This is a genomic window from Pyramidobacter piscolens W5455, assembly GCF_000177335.1.
Lineage (GTDB): Bacteria > Synergistota > Synergistia > Synergistales > Dethiosulfovibrionaceae > Pyramidobacter > Pyramidobacter piscolens.
In genome coordinates this window covers 1-16,564 of sequence record NZ_ADFP01000079.1, presented here as the reverse complement: position 1 = coordinate 16,564, position 16,564 = coordinate 1, and the positions used below count along the sequence as shown (strand labels likewise).

Annotated in this window: 13 protein-coding genes; 3 read left to right on the top strand and 10 right to left on the bottom strand. The window is 56.0% G+C overall.

The annotated features are described in order from the left end of the window. Positions 1-179 precede the first annotated feature (179 nt). Positions 180-725, bottom strand: a complete 546-nt coding sequence (locus HMPREF7215_RS06970) for a phosphohydrolase (RefSeq protein WP_009165051.1) — start codon at positions 723-725, stop codon at positions 180-182. Positions 726-1,073: 348 nt separating this feature from the next. Here HMPREF7215_RS06970 and HMPREF7215_RS12445 point away from each other — a divergent pair, with 348 nt between their 5' ends. Further along, the gene (locus tag HMPREF7215_RS12445; protein ID WP_009165050.1) at positions 1,074-1,952 is read left to right on the top strand and encodes a sugar ABC transporter substrate-binding protein; all 879 of its coding nucleotides are present in this window, start codon (positions 1,074-1,076) and stop codon (positions 1,950-1,952) included. A 79-nt stretch (positions 1,953-2,031) separates the two neighbouring features. On the opposite strand, the gene HMPREF7215_RS06960 is transcribed toward HMPREF7215_RS12445, so the two are convergent. Continuing rightward, positions 2,032-3,006: a D-2-hydroxyacid dehydrogenase gene (locus tag HMPREF7215_RS06960; protein WP_009165049.1), complete on the bottom strand. Its 975-nt coding sequence runs from the start codon at positions 3,004-3,006 to the stop codon at positions 2,032-2,034. A 258-nt stretch (positions 3,007-3,264) separates the two neighbouring features. Between HMPREF7215_RS06960 and HMPREF7215_RS06955 the strand changes: the two genes are divergently transcribed. Continuing rightward, complete coding sequence (locus HMPREF7215_RS06955; protein WP_009165048.1) at positions 3,265-3,897, top strand: flavodoxin; 633 nt, start codon at positions 3,265-3,267, stop codon at positions 3,895-3,897. Positions 3,898-4,259: 362 nt separating this feature from the next. Here HMPREF7215_RS06955 and HMPREF7215_RS12440 read toward each other — a convergent pair whose 3' ends face one another. After that, complete coding sequence (locus HMPREF7215_RS12440; RefSeq protein ID WP_009165047.1) at positions 4,260-5,420, bottom strand: helix-turn-helix domain-containing protein; 1,161 nt, start codon at positions 5,418-5,420, stop codon at positions 4,260-4,262. Between the two features lie 188 nt (positions 5,421-5,608). On the opposite strand from HMPREF7215_RS12440, the gene HMPREF7215_RS14065 reads away from it, so the two are divergent. Beyond that, positions 5,609-5,938 (top strand): helix-turn-helix domain-containing protein, encoded by a 330-nt coding sequence (locus HMPREF7215_RS14065; protein ID WP_156797472.1) that lies wholly within the window; start codon positions 5,609-5,611, stop codon positions 5,936-5,938. A gap of 219 nt (positions 5,939-6,157) precedes the next feature. Here the strand turns inward: HMPREF7215_RS14065 and HMPREF7215_RS13235 are convergent, their stop codons facing one another. The 7 genes from HMPREF7215_RS13235 to HMPREF7215_RS12435 all read right to left on the bottom strand — a co-directional run bounded on the left by HMPREF7215_RS13235 (position 6,158) and on the right by HMPREF7215_RS12435 (position 16,388). Next, the gene (locus HMPREF7215_RS13235) at positions 6,158-6,886 is read right to left on the bottom strand and encodes a hypothetical protein (RefSeq protein ID WP_009165044.1); all 729 of its coding nucleotides are present in this window, start codon (positions 6,884-6,886) and stop codon (positions 6,158-6,160) included. Between the two features lie 910 nt (positions 6,887-7,796). Next, entirely contained in the window at positions 7,797-8,063 is a 267-nt protein-coding gene (locus HMPREF7215_RS12820) for a hypothetical protein (protein ID WP_083798284.1), read from the bottom strand. Positions 8,064-8,410: 347 nt separating this feature from the next. Next, the gene (guaA, locus tag HMPREF7215_RS06940) at positions 8,411-9,940 is read right to left on the bottom strand and encodes a glutamine-hydrolyzing GMP synthase (protein ID WP_009165043.1); all 1,530 of its coding nucleotides are present in this window, start codon (positions 9,938-9,940) and stop codon (positions 8,411-8,413) included. Between the two features lie 128 nt (positions 9,941-10,068). Beyond that, positions 10,069-11,898, bottom strand: coding sequence for a DEAD/DEAH box helicase (locus HMPREF7215_RS06935; RefSeq protein ID WP_009165042.1), 1,830 nt, complete (start codon positions 11,896-11,898; stop codon positions 10,069-10,071). A 25-nt stretch (positions 11,899-11,923) separates the two neighbouring features. Further along, entirely contained in the window at positions 11,924-12,655 is a 732-nt protein-coding gene (locus HMPREF7215_RS13230; RefSeq protein ID WP_009165041.1) for a hypothetical protein, read from the bottom strand. Between the two features lie 28 nt (positions 12,656-12,683). Further along, positions 12,684-14,120 (bottom strand): proline--tRNA ligase, encoded by a 1,437-nt coding sequence (proS, locus tag HMPREF7215_RS06930; RefSeq protein WP_009165040.1) that lies wholly within the window; start codon positions 14,118-14,120, stop codon positions 12,684-12,686. 150 nt (positions 14,121-14,270) lie between these two features. After that, complete coding sequence (locus HMPREF7215_RS12435; protein WP_009165038.1) at positions 14,271-16,388, bottom strand: patatin-like phospholipase family protein; 2,118 nt, start codon at positions 16,386-16,388, stop codon at positions 14,271-14,273. Positions 16,389-16,564: the final 176 nt, after the last annotated feature.

Sequence of the window (16,564 nt, the reverse complement as noted above, 5' to 3'; positions counted from 1 at the left end):
CACGAGGCAAGCCCCAAAAGGGAGAGATCTCCACGGCGCAGAGGCGTTCCCGGCATTGCCGGAGAAATCGTCTCCGGCACAGGCGCTCGAAAACGGATTGGAAATGCCGCGCGTTTTTTTCCGCGTCCTGCCGCGTCGTGTCCCTCTCCACGAAAACGTCGCTTCGAGAAATGCCGCCCTTATTCCGGGACCGTGGGGGAAAGTTCGCGCAGCCGCTTCTCGAAGCGCGCCGCCGCGATCTCCGGTTCTTCCCAGCGGGTATCGACGGCACAGCGGATTTTGCGCCAGCGTTCGGAAATATCCTCGGGCATGAGAACGTGAAACTCGTAGCTGAGCATGTCGTCGTCGATCTCAAAGACCAACGCCCGCTCGCTCTCGTCCGGCGCCTCGTCGAGGAATCTGCGCCAGATGACGTCGAGCAGGCGCTCCTCGGCGGCGCGAAGCTGCGGCATCAGCGCTTTCATGGGGCGCGTCACGTCCGACAGGTACGCTTCGGCCGCATCGTGAAGCAGGCAGGCCAGCTGAACGCGCGCCGAAAAGCCGCGAACTTCCGCTTCGTATGAACAGGCCAGACTGTGCTGCGCCACCGAGTAAAAACGCCGCACGTGTCCGTTGCCGCGGCAGATCAGCGACAGGGCGTGGGCGATGTCTTCCGCCAGAATCTGTTCCGGCCGCGGCGCCAGCGGGTCGAAATGGATGCCGCCGTAAGTCGTTATATAGCTCATGCTTCACTCTCCTCGCGCTTATCCTGTGCAGGTCAGTATAACATCTTGCGCGCCCCGACTTCAACGGCCGGGAACAATGTCCGGCGTTCCGCTTTTGGTACGCTCTCGGCGGAAGGCCAAGCGGGCTTTCCAGCGCGCCGGTTTCGGAGCGGCGCGGAAGGTTTTTCGTTAGAAAGACGAATTTTCGCGCGCCATCTTTTTTAAACCTGATGCGGATATGCAGATGATATAAATAAAATTTAGTAATATTCTTTATGATGATTATAGATTGAAACGATTCCGAAAGGCTTCGCGCGCATGGACATTCCGGCGCGCCTGCTTCGATCGGCGAGAAAGGCGTGAACGTTTATGGCTTATGAACTGGGAATTCTCCTGGGCGATCAGGACAATCCGTTCTGGCAGGAACAGATTCTGTGGTATCGTCGCTATCTGCCCGAGTCGCCCTTTCACGCGCAGATCTTCTTTCCCGAAGACGCGCTCGATCCGGCGGCGCAGGCCGATCTGTGCAAAACGCTGCTGCGCAAAGGATTCGACGCGCTCCTCGTCAATCCGCTCGACGAGACCGCCGTCGCCCAGGCGGCGGCCGCCTCGCGCAGCCGCACCGTCGTCTTCGATTTGGGGCCGATGAGCGATCCGAAGCTGGCCCGCTCTCTTTCCAAATACCAGCCGCTGTCGCTCTGCGATTATCAGGAGCAGGGAAAGGCCTGCACGCAGGAGCTGCTCAGGCACGCGCGGAAGCTGCGCCGCTTCTGCTGTATCGGCGGACCGCAGCGGGCCCGGCAGAGCCGCAGCCGCGTCGCCGGAGCTCTCGCCGCGCTGAGCGGCTTTCCAGGCGTGGAAAAGCGCACGGTCTGGAGCGATTTTACCCGCGAAGGCGGCCAGAAGGCCATGTTCCATGTTCTCGAGTGGGAGCCCGACGCCGTGTTCTGCGCCAACGACTTGATGGCGCTGGGAGCGCTCGACGTCCTCCATTCTCACGGGATCGCCGTTCCCGTCGGCGGAGCGGACCGCATTCCCTCGGCGGAGTTCTCCGTCAAAACCGGCGACATGACGGCCACCGTCGGCCCCCGCGGGGACGATGTCGCGCTCGGCGTTATCCACGCCATGGACGACTTTCTGACGGCCGGCACCGTTTCCAGCGGATTTCTCGCCGAAAATCACGTGGTCACGAGGGAATCGCTGCAGCGCGAGCGGCGCGGCCGGCAGCGCTACATGCCGGCTTGGTAGCTTTTTTTCCTACGAGTACAAAACAAACGGCGCGGCCGCTCATGAAAAATTTTTCACGGGCGGCCGCGCCGTTTCGCGTTCAAGAGTCTTTTTTCACGTCGACAACATGGGTCCTCGGCTCGCCGCGCGTCCAGGCGCGCAGGTTGTCCCCGGCGATGCGCACGATGCGGTTCAGCGTTTCGGGCAGATAAAAGAATCCGGCCACGTGCGGCGTGATGATGACGTTGTCGAAACCCCACAGCTCGTCGTCGGCGGGCAGCGGTTCCGGCTCCGTCACGTCCAGAGCCGCGCCGCCGAGATGCCTGGCGCGCAGCGCCTTTTTCAGCGCCTTCGGGTCGACGGCGCTGCCGCGGCCGACGTTGATGAGGAAAGCGCCCTTTTTCATCAGGCCGAGGCGGCGCTCGTCCATGAGGTGTTCCGTCGCGGCGCCGCCAGGCAGAACCATGGCGACGATGTCGGCGCGGGGCAGCAGGGAGTCGAGCTCGTCGATGGCGTGCAGTTCGTCGAGATAATCCGGCTTCTCGCCGACGCGGCGGCGCACGCCGATGACGTGAGCGCCCAGCGCGTGCGCCTTGCGCGCGTAAGAGCCGCCGATGTCGCCCAGCCCGAGGACGAGGATCGTCGCCCCTTCCACGGAGATGATCTTGCCGCGCGCGCTCCACTCGCGCCGCGCCTGATTGAGCGCGTACTGCCCGAGGCGGCGCACCAGCGCGAACGTCAGCGCCAGCATGTGCTCCGACACGGTCAGCCCGTAAGCGCCCGAAGCGCTGGTGAGCCGGCAGCCCGGGGGAAGCGCGCCGGGGGATGCGTAGGGATCGGCGCCGGCGGAATTGAGCTGCAGCCACTCGAGCTTCGGCGCGTCTTTGGCCAGCTCCGGCGGCAGGTTGCCGATGACGACGTTCACGTCTTCCAGATCGGCGGCGCTCAGACCGCTCTCTTTATAGACGAACCGGCAGTCGAAATTTCCGCCCTCGGCCTGCTCCTCCAACCACGTCTTGTGTTCTTCCGTGACGGGCATCACGGTCACGAGAATCTTTTTCGTTGTCCTGCTCATTTTGGCCACTCCTTTTATTTGTGCGCGCCGTTTTTCATTTTGCGAAGACCGCTGCGGCAGCGGCTTTTCTTCCGCACGCCGAAAACGCCTGCCGACGTTTCAGGATCATTTTAGCAGGAGCTCCCCGCAAAAAGAAGCGCCGCTCAAAAGACGGACGGGATGCAAAATCCCCCACGCCATGAAGCCTGATCCATGTGTTATAGTGACGATATCATCACAGCGGCCATAGGCCGCGATCTTGCAAATGAGGTGATCCCGATGAAAAAACTGATGATGGTCCTGCTGGCGCTGGTGCTCGTCGCCACCGGCGCCGCCGCGTGGAAATGGGAATCCGTCGTCGGCTGGCTGCACACGAGCCGCGCGCGCGTAGACGCCACCGCCGCGGAAAAAGACGTGCTCGGCACGACCGCCAAAAACGGCAAGAAGATTCTCGTCGCGTATTTCTCCTGGGGCGGCAACACGCGCGCGGCAGCCCGCGCCATTCATGAAAAAATCGGCGGCGACATCTTCGAGATCCGCACCGAAACGCCCTACCCCGCCGGTTACAGCGACACCGTGGCTCAGGCCAAAAAGGAAAAAGCCGAAAACATCCATCCCCCGCTGACCGCCTCCGTGCCCGGCATCGGAGACTACGACCTGATCCTGCTGGGCTATCCGATCTGGTGGTTCGTGGAACCGATGCCCATCCGCTCCTTCCTCGACGCCCACAACCTCGACGGCAAAACCATCCTGCCCTTTGCCACCAGCGGCGGCAGTTCGATCCACGAGAGCGTCGAGAGCCTGCGGGCGTCAGCCCCCAAAGCCGACATCCGCGACGGTCATCTCTGCAACGTGACAAGCTCTATCGACGCCTGGCTCGGAGACGTCGAAGCGATGGCCGGCCGGCGGTAATCACACAGGTCAAGCCCGGAGGCTCATCGAGCACCCCGTCAGCCGTGCACCTCTCACAGGCTGCCTCTTTGGTGCGTCCTGCCGCGTTTGCGTAATCCCCGCGGCGCCCAAAATGACGATTGCATATTCGTACTTCAGATTCGCGTACTTCTCGTAAATCATCAGGCTGCTTTTACCTTTCAACTACCCATCACCTGCGATATGCTTATTTGGGCGGAACGCTCAGCAACATGTGAACGTGATCTTTGCATGTTTCCGCCCCAATATTTCAATTTCTTTGCACGCGCACAGTTTTCTCAGCATCAAAAAATAAAGGAGCGACAGCAGTATGATCTTGCTGTCGCTCCTTTATATATCTCGTTTTATTCTGCGAGCTCCTCTTCCTGCTCTTTGCAAATAGTCTCTTCTATATTAAACAGCGGAAGTTCAAGAATCGATATCTTTTCTTTATTTAGAAAATTCTCTGCGCCATCGTTATCATGGAAGAACAAAAAACGTTCGTCAGAAGCTTCATCGCCGAGTTCGTAGATCAATGAGATTTCAAAACTCAAGGATTGCTCTTGACCAAAATCGATGTTATACTGCTCTGTTTTGCCGTCGACGTAGCGGCAGACTGCTTCCTCAGATAATAATGCGTCACTTGTAGCGTCATCTTTCTCGACGTAACTGGCCATCACTTCGCACAGATTTGGAGAGATAAGTTTTTCCGGTATTTTTTCTTTGGTCTCTTCGTAATACGTGTAGTCACTCAATGACTCGTAGACGACTGGCGGAACATCACCTTCGTCGACAGACGAATCCCAGGTGCATGAACTAGGCGCACTACACCCATCGTCAAGTAAAACAATTCTATCAACATTGTTTGTGTTGATCAAAAGAACTTTGTTATTCATGCAAGGGATGACAAGATATCCGTGTCCGAGCCAACTATAAACCATGCTTCGCGTGGTTCCGGTAATCGGATACCAAAGATATTTCTCGGAAGATGAGGGGAGAATTCCCATATGCCCCCAGAACCCGTTTTCCGCTAATTCATCTCCTGCGCTGCAACGGTCAAGGGACGCTTCCCACCTTGCTATTTGAGGTGGGAAATAATTCGTCCCCAGGAGGCTCCGCACGCCTGTGCGCAAGGCATAGGCAAGGTCGCGAAGTTCAGAGATCTCAGCTTTTGCGCCGGCTTCAATTTCTTTCAGTCGCGCCGTCGATACTCCCGTACATTCGGCCAGCTGCTTCTCGTCAACTCGAAGAAGCTGCTTCAGGAGCCGGGTTTGATTGAATCGATTCGGGCTGTTTCCCATTAACATATCTGCGGAGATTTTCAAACCGTCAAGAACCTTTGTAATATGTTTTTCGTAATTCGTCTCGTTCGTAATGCCTGCGGACAAAAGCTTGTCCAAAGTCGGGCGCGATATGCCCGCGGCCTTGCAGAAACCAGCTTTCGTAAAACCACGTTCAAGCAATATCGATTCGAGTTTCGCTCCGACAGCGCTGCGCATATCAAACAAATCTGCTATCTCATACATTTTATCAGCCTCCTTTTGGGCCCAAGTATAGCCCGGCTCTCAAGATACGTCAATAAATATTTTACGTTTTTACATCAAAATATTTACATCAGCCAATCGTCAAAGTCACTGCAATGTAAATATCGAGCCATCGTTGCATTTAATCTGAAAGCTTCGGTGTGCATTAAGTTTGATGCGATTTCTCTGACGTGTTTTTAAAGGGATGGGCACTGAGAAAGCGTTTGACGTTGTCGGATCGCAAAAACGTCGAAAAATGTCTGGCGCAAGGAGTTTCTTTCGCGGAAATCGGACGGCGCCTCGATTCATGCCCCAGCCCAACCTCCCGCGCGAAAACATCCTGCAGCTCCCCGTCTGGTATATCCAGCGCCGCGGAACAGTTTTTCAGGTCGACACTCTTCAACAAATACAGAAAAAGCACATGGCTGAAGGATTTTTCGCTCTTCAAGCCATGCGCTCTTCAAGCCATGCGCTTTTCTCGTCAGTCTGTAAATCTCAAGAGATACCCGTCAGGATCCTGAACCAAAAACTCTTTCTGGACGATCTCCTCCGTCCCGCTTCTGTAGCGACTGGTCGATAATCTTCTAAACGGCTCGATCCCCGCAGTTATCACTTTATCGTAAAGCTCTTCCACATTGGAAACGGACATCTCAAAGTTTACGCCCCTGCCAAAGGGATATGACTATTTTTGTAAAAAGGCAATGTGTGTGGCAAGGGCAAAAAATCTTCTTACTTTTTCATTATCTTACTGGCTGAATATTACGTAACTCCTTTAAAATCAAGCATAGATAATTTTTATCCCAGCTGTCAAAATCAAGTGTAAGTTTATCCTGATTTATATAGTTAGCATATTTACATAATATCGGAATATTTTTAGAATCAATGGATATCGACTTATAAAGTCGGTTACGTTCGTGTCTATGTGAATCCCTATCATGGATATGTCGCTTCTCATATTCTGCAAGTAGCTGAAGAGTTGTACATTTAGCTAGCGCGTCTGTTTCGTCTTGTGCTAGTTCTTTTTGTAAATAATCATAAATTTTAATATTATATTCAGGACCTTGTTCACTAAGGCTACAACTTTTCCATTTTTTATATGCTATTTCTAATGTATAGAGCGATACAGCTTCACAAATAATTTCTTCAAACCAGCCAAGAATAAAATCCTTGTCGTATTTATGTTGCCGTATTATATAATGACAAAGCTCATGGGAAAGCTGAAAAATAGCCTGTGCCCAGCATTTTAATGAAGTTAGTTTTAAACGAATTTTAAGTGGAATTTCTTCAATCATTAACATGGGACACGATGAATTAGGATCATTGTAAATCTCACACTTTTCTGCAGTCTTGTATTCAGCACCCCAAATATCTCTAAATATAGACAATATAAAATCATTAATTTCGCGCAAATCACTTATATCACTGTCCATACTATTTACAACTTGAATGGATTGATCATTCACAATCATCCTCAACTCCTAACTTTTCAAGCCTACTAAAAAACGTAGAGTTTGCATTCCTTTGTCAAGACAACGATGGTAACAATGAGAAGAGCAAAGACAAAGAAAGAAGTACTCGACTAGGTACCGCACCTTATAAACGTGGTGATCTATAAACCACAGCCTAGTGTTACTGCTCTTAGAGAAAATGTCCGATGAGAAAGAATGTGTTCCTTGATAGCCTGTGAATTATAAGATTTATCGCCGATAACGTTGCTTCCCTTGATTTCTATATCTCGTGGAGAAAGAAAACGGCATGCAGGGCATCATGGTTGTTACCAGAACAGAGCATAAAAGCCGCGGGATTGCCTAGGACCTCTCTCATGGCATGGACCTTCATATTACGGCCTAGGCGATATGCCGACTGTTTTTTCTCGCCGTTAGCCCCCTGGTGTCCCTTGCAGGAAGTAGAATCAATAGAAATGTTTTCCCCGTTCACGTCGCGTCAAGGATTGTCCCCGGATATTTCCCGTTGTTTCCACAGCCGGAAGCGTGCATAAACTGCCTACCATTGCCATATACCATAGCGTTCAGGAAGCTCTTTCCACTACACCCTGTTTCCGGCGATCCACAGAAAGCCTTTCATTATTTTGCCGTTATCGTATTTTGCCGGACGTCTGCGTTTGCCTGACTCAAGGTGCGCCGACGGCGGAATATCCTTGATTCAACCACATCCGCTGCCAGTCAGTTCAGATCTTCTCCTTTCCACAGCTAAAGTTTAAATGCTTCGGACTCTTTGAGCAATATGACGTTATGACGTTTTTTCGACAAAACCTAATATGAGATACTGGGCCCCTCAGGACGTTAAACATTTTATGTCAAGCTGACTATATAAGAATCAGTCTTACCGATTTTTCACAAATCGGTAAGACATTTTTATTTATTTCAGACGCCAATGTTTTGAAGTGTTGTCACGCTGGATTTTCCCTTCACGTTCAAGTTCGCGAAGCAACGCAACGACCCAATATTGTTGGTTTGAAGATGTTGCATTAAGATATTCTCCCCAATCAAGACCACATGCTCGGAAAATTTCTGCCTGCTTCATTCCTTGTGCCAAGTTAGAGCAATCTTCATTTTTAAGCATAAATTCGTATACGAGATTTTTAATAGCCAACCTCAGTTCGGTTCCTTGTTTGAAGTAATCCATATCTTAAATTCCCTTGTTTTTCTTAATTTCCTTTATCAAACCTGAAGGATGACATTGCCTCAAATAGGAGGATAACATCGTACTTTAAGTCGTGGTAGCGCAACAATCATATTCGAAGATCATTCTGAACTTATAGATTGGCAACTTGTTTCTGCCATATAGAGAAAGACCACTATCTGTCAATTGAAGAACTAGCATCAATGTTAGTTCATACTGTTTATTGGTTGACTTGATTGAAACATTGAATGACAACTGCACTCCGAGGGAAATCCACAAAGCAAGTTACGCATACCGCACGGCAGTCGAAACCGTCCAGCATGACTGGACACCCTCGGGACGCTATCATCTTATTCCCACTCCACCGTCGCCGGCGGTTTGCTGGTGACGTCGTAGACGACGCGGTTGACGCCGCGGACTTCGTTGCAGATTCTTGTGGAGGCGCGGGCCAGCACTTCGTGGGGCATGCGGTACCATTCGGCGGTCATGCCGTCGCGGCTGGTGATGGCGCGCAGGGCGCAGACGCGGGCGTAGGTGCGCTCGTCGCCCATGACGCCGACGGTGTAGACGGGCAGCAGCACGGCGAAGGCCTGCCAGATCTCGTCGTACAGTCCGGCTTTGTTGATCTCTTCCAGATAGATCTTGTCGGCGGCGCGCAGGATCTCGAGTTTTTCCTTGGTAATATCGCCGAGGCAGCGCACGGCCAGGCCGGGGCCGGGGAAGGGATGGCGGCGCACGATGTTTTCGGGCACGCCGAGCAGGCGGCCGACGGCGCGGCCTTCGTCCTTGAACAGTTCGCGCAGGGGTTCGAGCAGCGACAGGTTCATGTCTTTGGGCAAGCCGCCGACGTTGTGATGGCTCTTGATGACGGCGGCGCCTTTGCGCTGGCCGCTCTCGATCACGTCGGGGTAGAGCGTGCCCTGAAGGAGCCAGCGGGCGCCTTTAATCTTGCGGGCTTCTTCCTCGAAGATGCGGATGAAGGTCTCGCCGATGATCTTGCGCTTCTTCTCGGGGTCGATGACGCCGGCCAGTCCTTTGATGAACTTTTCGCCGGCGTCGACGTAGGCGACGTTGAGTTTCATCTGTCGGTAGCTGGCGAGCACTTCTTCGGCTTCGCCGGCGCGGAGCAGGCCGTTGTTGACGAAGATGCACTGCAGGCGGTCGCCGATGGCGGCGGCAGTCAGCGCGGCGGCCACGGAGGAATCGACGCCGCCGGAGAGGCCGCAGATGACTTTGTCTTCGCCGACTGTGGCGCGGATCTCGTCTTTCATTTTCTCGGCCCAGTCGCCGAGGTCCCAGTCGCCCTTGCAGCCGCAGATCTTGAACAGGAAGTTGCCGAGCAGTTCCGCGCCTTTTTCGGTGTGCGAGACTTCGGGATGGAACTGTACGGCGGTGATGTGGTCGTCGGGCGTGCGCATGCCGGCGACGACGCCGTCTTCGGACACGGCGGTGGGGACGAAACCGGCGGGGACTTTTTCCACGTCGTCGCCGTGGCTCATCCACACCTGCGAGCGTTCGGGCACGCCGGCGAAGAACGGACATTTGCCGTCCGTGACGACGAGCGTTGCGCGGCCGTATTCCCGCGCGGCGGAGCGGCGCACGGTCCCGCCGTACTGGAGCGCGGCCAGCTGCATGCCGTAGCAGATGCCGAGGATAGGCAGCCTGAGGTCGAAAAATCCCTCGGCCAGACGGGGCGAATTGGGTTCGAGCACGCTGCGCGGGCCGCCGGAGACGATCAGGCCGGTGGGCGTTCGCGACATGATCTGTTCGATCGTCGCGTCCCAGGGCAGGATCTCGCTGTGCACTTTCATTTCGCGCACGCGGCGGGCGATGAGCTGGGTGTACTGCGAGCCGCAGTCGAGAATGACGATGTTGTCCATGAAGAACTCCTTTCGCGAATCGGGAAAAGTTGGCGTTCGATTTATTATATCAAGGGACGGGTTCTCCGGCGTTTGCATAAACGCGGAGGCCCGTTTCGTTTAATTCGAAAAGGACCGGGAAGAACGCGCTACTCTTCCGCGGCGTTCAGCGCTTCCTGCATCTGCTGTTTCTTCTTGGCGCTGCGGCGACGGCCGCCGCGGTGCCCGCGGCGCTTTTTGGCAGGTTTGGGCTCCTGCTTCTCGGGCACGTTTTTTTGGACGGGCGGCGTTTTTTTGCGGGCGCGACGGCGCTTTTCGAGGCGCACGCGGTCGCCGGGGACGAGGCGCACTTCAGCTTCCGGCAGGTCGACGGCGGTGTTGTCCATTTCGAGGATGCGGTCTTCGAAGCCGAAGACGGTAGGGTCGATCTCTTCGATGGCCTGTTCCACTTTGTCCATACCGTTGAACTTGTACTCGTCGGGCAGCGAGTTGTTATAGCGTTTGACGCGCAGCAGGGCCTGCAAAAAGTTCTTTTCGTACTTCTGGAACAGCTCGGCGGCGATCAAGCCGTCGGGGTGGACGTACTCTTCGCCGCTGCCGGCGCCGCGAAAGAACAGATCGGCCATTTCCAGATTCTGGTCGATCTCCATCTCGCCGTACCACACGTCGGCGAGGATGCGCTTGAACATTTCCTTGCGCCCGGGAGCCAGCAGGCCGAGGCTGGAATCGATCTGGCGCACGGCGTCGCGAATCTCTTCGAGCACGGTCTTGGCGCGGAGCTGGGGCAGCGAGTAGCGGGCGACGATATCGGCTTCGTTTTCGACGGTGCTGCGTTTTTTGAGGATGGCGCCGAAGTCGGGACACAGCTCGATCGTGGCCTTTTCGTCGCCGGTGCGCTCGAGCGCCTTGAACATCTCGCCGGTGTCGACGCCGCGGGATTCCACGGGCGAATCGGCGAGCCAGCTGACGAAACCTTCGTCGAACAGGCCCTTGCGCCCGGCGCGTCCGGCCATCTGGCTGAAGCTGGTCTTGGTGAGGGGCCGGCGGTCGAAATACTTGACCGTCTGGGCGAAGACGACGGTCTCGGCCGGCAGGTTGACGCCAAGCGCCAGCGCGTCGGTACCGACGACTACGTCGATGATGCGCTCGCGGTAGGCGCGCTCGACGAGCAGTTTTTCCTTGGGCAGCAGGCGGCCGTAATAGACGCCGACGCCTTTGTAAAGGTGCTTCTGCACGACGTTCACTTCGAGGATCCACGCCAGGTCGCGCAGACGGGCTTTGCGGTCCTTGTCGATGTCCATGCGCTGCGCGGCGATCAGGTCGGCGACCTGATGCACGCCTTTCTGCGAAAAGGCAAAGACTAAGGCGTCGTGGATCTCGCGGGCGCTGAGGGCGTGGCTGAGATAGGTCAGCCTGGTAGTACGCTCCTTGAGCAGATACAGTTCGAAATCGCGCTCCATGACGCGTTCGAGGTAGCCGCGGATCTCTTCCGGCTGGCCGAAGGTGGCCGACATGACGAGGATGGGGACGGCGGGATGGGTCTTGCGCAGGCCGTCGATGTAGGCGCGGCTGCGCTCGTTTTCGCTGAAAATGTAATGGAACTCGTCGATGATCAGGCGGATGCGGTCGCAGCCGGCGTATTTGAGGTCGTAGATCTCCTGCGTACAGCAGATCACGGGCGCGCCGTCGTTCTTTTTGAAGTCGCCGGTCTCCAGCCCGACGTCGAAGCCCATCTTGAGCAGATCCATGTAGCGTTCGTTGCTGAGGGCCTTGATGGGCGCGGTGAAGATGACGCGGTCGCAGCCGCTGCGGTCGGTGAGCGGCCTCCCTCCGCCGTCGACGAGGCCGGCCCACAGGTAGGCCACCATGGTCTTCCCCGCCCCGGTCGGAGCCGACAGCACGGCGCTCAGGGGAGTCCCGTCCGTCCCCGTCAGTTTTTCCCAGGCTTCCAGCTGCCACGGATAGAAGGGATATTTCATATTTTATTTTCTTGAAATATACATTTCAACTTAAATCTCCGGGATTACGACGATATTTTTTTAAGGCTGCTAAAGGAACTGTATAGTCCAAATTAAATGTTATATACTCTGTTTCTTTTTCCCCTATCGCAAAAATAATATATCCCAGCATGTTCTTATCCGTTGGGAATTCAAAAACTGAGGTCCAACCAAAGTCACTTGAGTTATAAAAATCTGCACGATTTAACGTTGTAGTCACTTCTCCCTTAGGAGGAATGAGTAATGGAGGCAATGTTGCATTAGGATTTTCATGATTACGGTTTGCTGATGATAATGGCGCGCCATAATATGATCCCACGGTTATTGCTGATTTATTCAAATCAATAAAAAGTAATTTAGATGTTTTATTGCTTATTCTCATTGCTATTCCATCAATACCGCCTAAGTACGCTTCGCCTCTGAAGCCCATACCGTTAGCGTAAAATATAAAATCCCCCTGTCCGCTAAAAGCATGATTGATCGTGCGACGGATATCAGATGATGTAAAACCTTGCCACGCAATTACCGGGAAGGCATCAACTTTCATTATTTCGTTTTCATAATTCAAATTTAATGTTCCGCCCTGCACTCTCGCCAAAGCAAGAACGTCAAGCTTCCCTTTTTTCAGATCTGAAAAAAATGCTTTTTTTACCTCTATTCTTTTTGCACTCGCTTCATTTCCTTTAAAAGCGATTAAAAAGACACAAAATAACAGCGTAATAGTTATCTTTTTAAACATATCAACCCCTCCAGACTATATGTGCTCATCAGTAGGATTTGGCGAAGATGGCCAGATGCGCGCCTTCTTTGCCGGTGTAAACGCATTTTCCGGTGCGGTCTTTTTCGGCGAGGGGATAGCAGCGCACGGTGGCCTGAGTTTCTTCTTTGATCCTCTTTTCGTCTTCCTTGCCGCCGGCGAAGAAGCATTTGACCCAGCCGCCCTTTTCGAGCCGCGCTTTCAGCTCGTCGTAGCTGCTTGCCTCGTACGTGTTGGCGTCGCGGAAGGCGCAGGCTTTTTCGTAGAGGCTCTTCTGAATGTCTTCGAGGATCGCGGCCACGCGCTCGGCCAGCGTTTCCCATTTCAGATCTTCCTTGACGCCGGTGTCGCGGCGCACGGCGCGCACGGTTCCGGCGGCGGCGTCCTTTTCGCCCAGTTCGAGGCGCAGCGGCACGCCTTTCTGCAAATGATAGAAGAAGCGGTCGGCGGGGCGCATGTGGTTCTGCTCGTCCACGCGCACGGTCAGCGGCCCGAGCACGGAATTGAGCCGATTGGCCAGCTCGTGGGCCTTGGCGTCGAGTTCGGCGAACGTCGCGTCGTCCTTGGAGATCGGCAGGATCACGGCCTTGACGGGCGCGACGCGGGGCGGCAGGATCAGGCCGTCGTTGTCGGAGTGGGTCATGATGATGGCGCCGATCATGCGGGTGGAAACGCCCCAGCTGGTGGTCCAGGCGTACTGCATGGCGCCGTTCTGGTCCTGGAACTGAATGTTGAACGCCTTGGCGAAGTTCTGGCCGAGGAAGTGGCTGGTGCCGGCCTGCAGGGCCTTGGTGTCGCTGACCATGGTCTCGCAGGTATAGGTGTCGAGCGCGCCGGGGAAGCGTTCGCCCTCGGACTTGACGCCCTCGACGACGGGCAGCGCCATGTCTTCCTTCATGATTTTGGCGTAGACGTTGAGCATCTTCACGGTCTCTTCCTCGGCTTCGGCGGCCGTGGCGTGGGCCGTGTGACCTTCCTGCCAGAGGAACTCGGAGGTGCGCAGGAACAGGCGGGGGCGCTTTTCCCAGCGCAGCACGTTGGCCCACTGGTTGATCAGCAGGGGCAGATCGCGCCACGACTGCACCCACTTGCTGTACATCGCGCCGATGACCGTCTCGGACGTGGGGCGGATGACGAGCGGCTCTTCCAGCTCTTCGCCGCCGGCGTGAGTGACGACCGCGCACTCGGGGGCGAAGCCCTCGACGTGCTCGGCTTCCTTCCGCAAAAACGACGAAGGGATCAGCAGCGGGAAATAGGCGTTGACATGCCCCGTTTCCTTGAAGGCCTTGTCGAACTTGGCCTGCAGGTCCTCCCAGATCGCGTAGCCCGTGGGGCGTACGACCATGCAGCCGCGCACGGGCGCGTAGTCGGCCAGCTCGGCGGCCTTGATGATGTCCAGATACCACTGTGAATAATCCTGTTCTCTCGGGGTGATGTTGCGTGCCATTGCGCTCTTGTCCTCCTGCGTGGAATCAAAAGTCAAAACAAAATCCACCGCGGCGGAGCGGAAAAGCGGCGAAAAACGAAAAAATCTTTTTCATCCGTTTATTTTTTCGCCGCTTCTCTGTTTTCTCCGCGGTGGCCTTTGTTCTCTCACTTAAAACAGATGGAACACGTCCCAGTTGGGGACGCCGATGCTGACGCCGAAGCGCCATTCCTTACGATCAGTGTAAACGGCGTACAGTTTGCCGTCGATGAGGCGGCGCGGCGCGCAGAGCGCGAGGCCAACTTCCCACGGCTGGGCGATCTCGGCTCCATCGTCGGCCCAGGCGTACCCCTGGCCGCCGAAGATCTCGGCGATGACGTTGCCGAATATGGTCTGCGACAGCGGATAACGCAGCTTGGCGCGCCACCAGGCAAAGCGCTCGGCCTCGATGGGGTGTTCCGCCAGGCTGTAAAGTTCTTCGCGGGCGCCAAGATAGGCGCTGAACAAACGTTTTTCGTCCATATCGCCTTCCGTGAAGCCGCCCTGGAGCTCAGCCATGAGTTTCGGGCTGATGCGGCGGCGCCCTGTCAGAGTCGCGCGCATCAGCATGGTTCCCGTCTCGGAAGACCACATGGAGCGGGCGTTTAGCAGCCAGCCATTGACCGGATCGTCAGGATTGTCCATCAGGTTGAGCGTCGCTTCGAGGAAAGGCGCGACGTAGTTGGCGCTCTCGCCTCCTTCCACGCGGCGCACGGCCGTCGCCGACACGCCGGCGGAAAGGCGCAGGCGGTCGTGCAGCGTAAAGTGGCGCTGCACGTCGAAGTTGTAGCGCTCCCATTCCAGCGGAGATCCGGACGCGTCGATCCTGAAATGAGACGCCGACAAGTCCGCCTCCCAGAAGGAGCTGCGCGACACGTCCATGTCCCAGAAGTAGTTGAAATTCGCGCCCCAGCGCTGGCCAAGATAGAAGCTCGACTGCAGCGTGTCGCCGGGCGTGAACAAATCGTAACGACGGCTGCCGATCACCAACCATCCCATGTCGCTGTAGGTGCTGGCATAGCCGCCCAGCGAATAACGGTGCGCCGGGAATCGCTGCACCTTGAGCAGCACGATAACGCCGCGCTCGGTATCCAGCAGATCGTAATCGACGCTGCGAACGTCCTCGCGCTTGGCAATATTGGCGCTGGCAGCGACGATCTCCTTCATGGGAACAGGGCGTCCCAGCCAAACCTTGAGCAGCTCCCGCTCTATTTCCTTGCCCATCTTTTCGGGCACGCCCACGACGTGCACGCCCATCACGTGAGGCGGCTCGGGCGGCACCGGCTCCTTTTCCTTCACGGGGCGCCGCGGCGCTTTCTTCAGCAGCGCGCGGATCTGCGGCAAAGCCTTGACGGCAGCGTCGCGCCCCTGCTGGATAATCTCGGCGGCAGGCGAAGCGCCGAGGATGGGATACTCCTTCACGCCGGGGCTGATCACCAGATCGGCCAGCGTCGCCTCGCGGCGCACGTTCTGCATGGTAAGGATGGTGATGGACTGGCCGACCACGTCGAACACGCTGCTCAGCTTCTCGCGCGGCGCCAGCTCGCTGGTGAGGTTGACGGCGATCACGGGATAGCCGGGGAATAGCTCTTTGGCCGTTTCCACAGGCATGTTGGAGACCATGCCGCCGTCGACAAGCAGGCGGCCGTTGATCTCCCACGGATCGAACACGCCGGGAATGGACATGGACGCGCGCACGGCCGAGGCCAAAGAGCCGCGGCGCAGCACCACTTTCTCGCCGTTGACCAGATCGGTGGCGACAGCCGCAAACGGGATGGGCAGACGGCGGAAATCGGTCACGGTCACGTGGGAAAGCAGCTGAGCGATGTACTCGAGCACACTCGTGCCGGCGACGAACCCCAGCGGCCCCGCCACTTTGTTGTGAACGTCGGTGTAGATTTCCGGCCGGATCATGCTGATGTCGCGCGTAGCTTTGTCGGACAAATTGAAATAATTGCCGCCGCTCGCCGTAACCAGCTCGCCGAGATTGACGTCCATGACAATCCGCTCCAACTCCTCGGACGTTCTGCCGCTGGCATAGAGACTGCCGACGATGGCCCCCATGCTGGTGCCGACGATGCCGGCGATGCCAACGCCTTCCTTTTCCAGTTCCCGAAGCACGCCGATGTGGGCGTACCCCTTGATGCCGCCGCCGGACAGCGCCAGGACCACGTACGGTTTGTCTTCCGCGCCGGCCGGCACCGCGAAGAACGCCAGCGCCGTCAGCAGCCACCGCCATATTTTCTTCATGCCTCAGCGCCTCCTCGCGGGATCATGGTCCATCACTCTTCGCCATTTTTACGAAAAATTCGACTTCCGGGCAGCGGATTTGTTTCTACCGACCGGTTAGAAACATGATCGAAGATATCTATTTATTTTAGACGAGCCAACGCCGCTTGGCAAGCTTTTGCCGCGATTTCCCAGGG

Coding starts and splice junctions, on each gene's coding strand:
- HMPREF7215_RS06970 (WP_009165051.1), bottom strand. CDS start 725: ATGAGCTATATAACGACTTACGGCGGCATCCATTTCGACCCGCTGGCG.
- HMPREF7215_RS12445 (WP_009165050.1), top strand. CDS start 1,074: ATGGCTTATGAACTGGGAATTCTCCTGGGCGATCAGGACAATCCGTTC.
- HMPREF7215_RS06960 (WP_009165049.1), bottom strand. CDS start 3,006: ATGAGCAGGACAACGAAAAAGATTCTCGTGACCGTGATGCCCGTCACG.
- HMPREF7215_RS06955 (WP_009165048.1), top strand. CDS start 3,265: ATGAAAAAACTGATGATGGTCCTGCTGGCGCTGGTGCTCGTCGCCACC.
- HMPREF7215_RS12440 (WP_009165047.1), bottom strand. CDS start 5,420: ATGTATGAGATAGCAGATTTGTTTGATATGCGCAGCGCTGTCGGAGCG.
- HMPREF7215_RS13235 (WP_009165044.1), bottom strand. CDS start 6,886: ATGATTGTGAATGATCAATCCATTCAAGTTGTAAATAGTATGGACAGT.
- HMPREF7215_RS12820 (WP_083798284.1), bottom strand. CDS start 8,063: ATGGATTACTTCAAACAAGGAACCGAACTGAGGTTGGCTATTAAAAAT.
- guaA (WP_009165043.1), bottom strand. CDS start 9,940: ATGGACAACATCGTCATTCTCGACTGCGGCTCGCAGTACACCCAGCTC.
- HMPREF7215_RS06935 (WP_009165042.1), bottom strand. CDS start 11,898: ATGAAATATCCCTTCTATCCGTGGCAGCTGGAAGCCTGGGAAAAACTG.
- HMPREF7215_RS13230 (WP_009165041.1), bottom strand. CDS start 12,655: ATGTTTAAAAAGATAACTATTACGCTGTTATTTTGTGTCTTTTTAATC.
- proS (WP_009165040.1), bottom strand. CDS start 14,120: ATGGCACGCAACATCACCCCGAGAGAACAGGATTATTCACAGTGGTAT.
- HMPREF7215_RS12435 (WP_009165038.1), bottom strand. CDS start 16,388: ATGAAGAAAATATGGCGGTGGCTGCTGACGGCGCTGGCGTTCTTCGCG.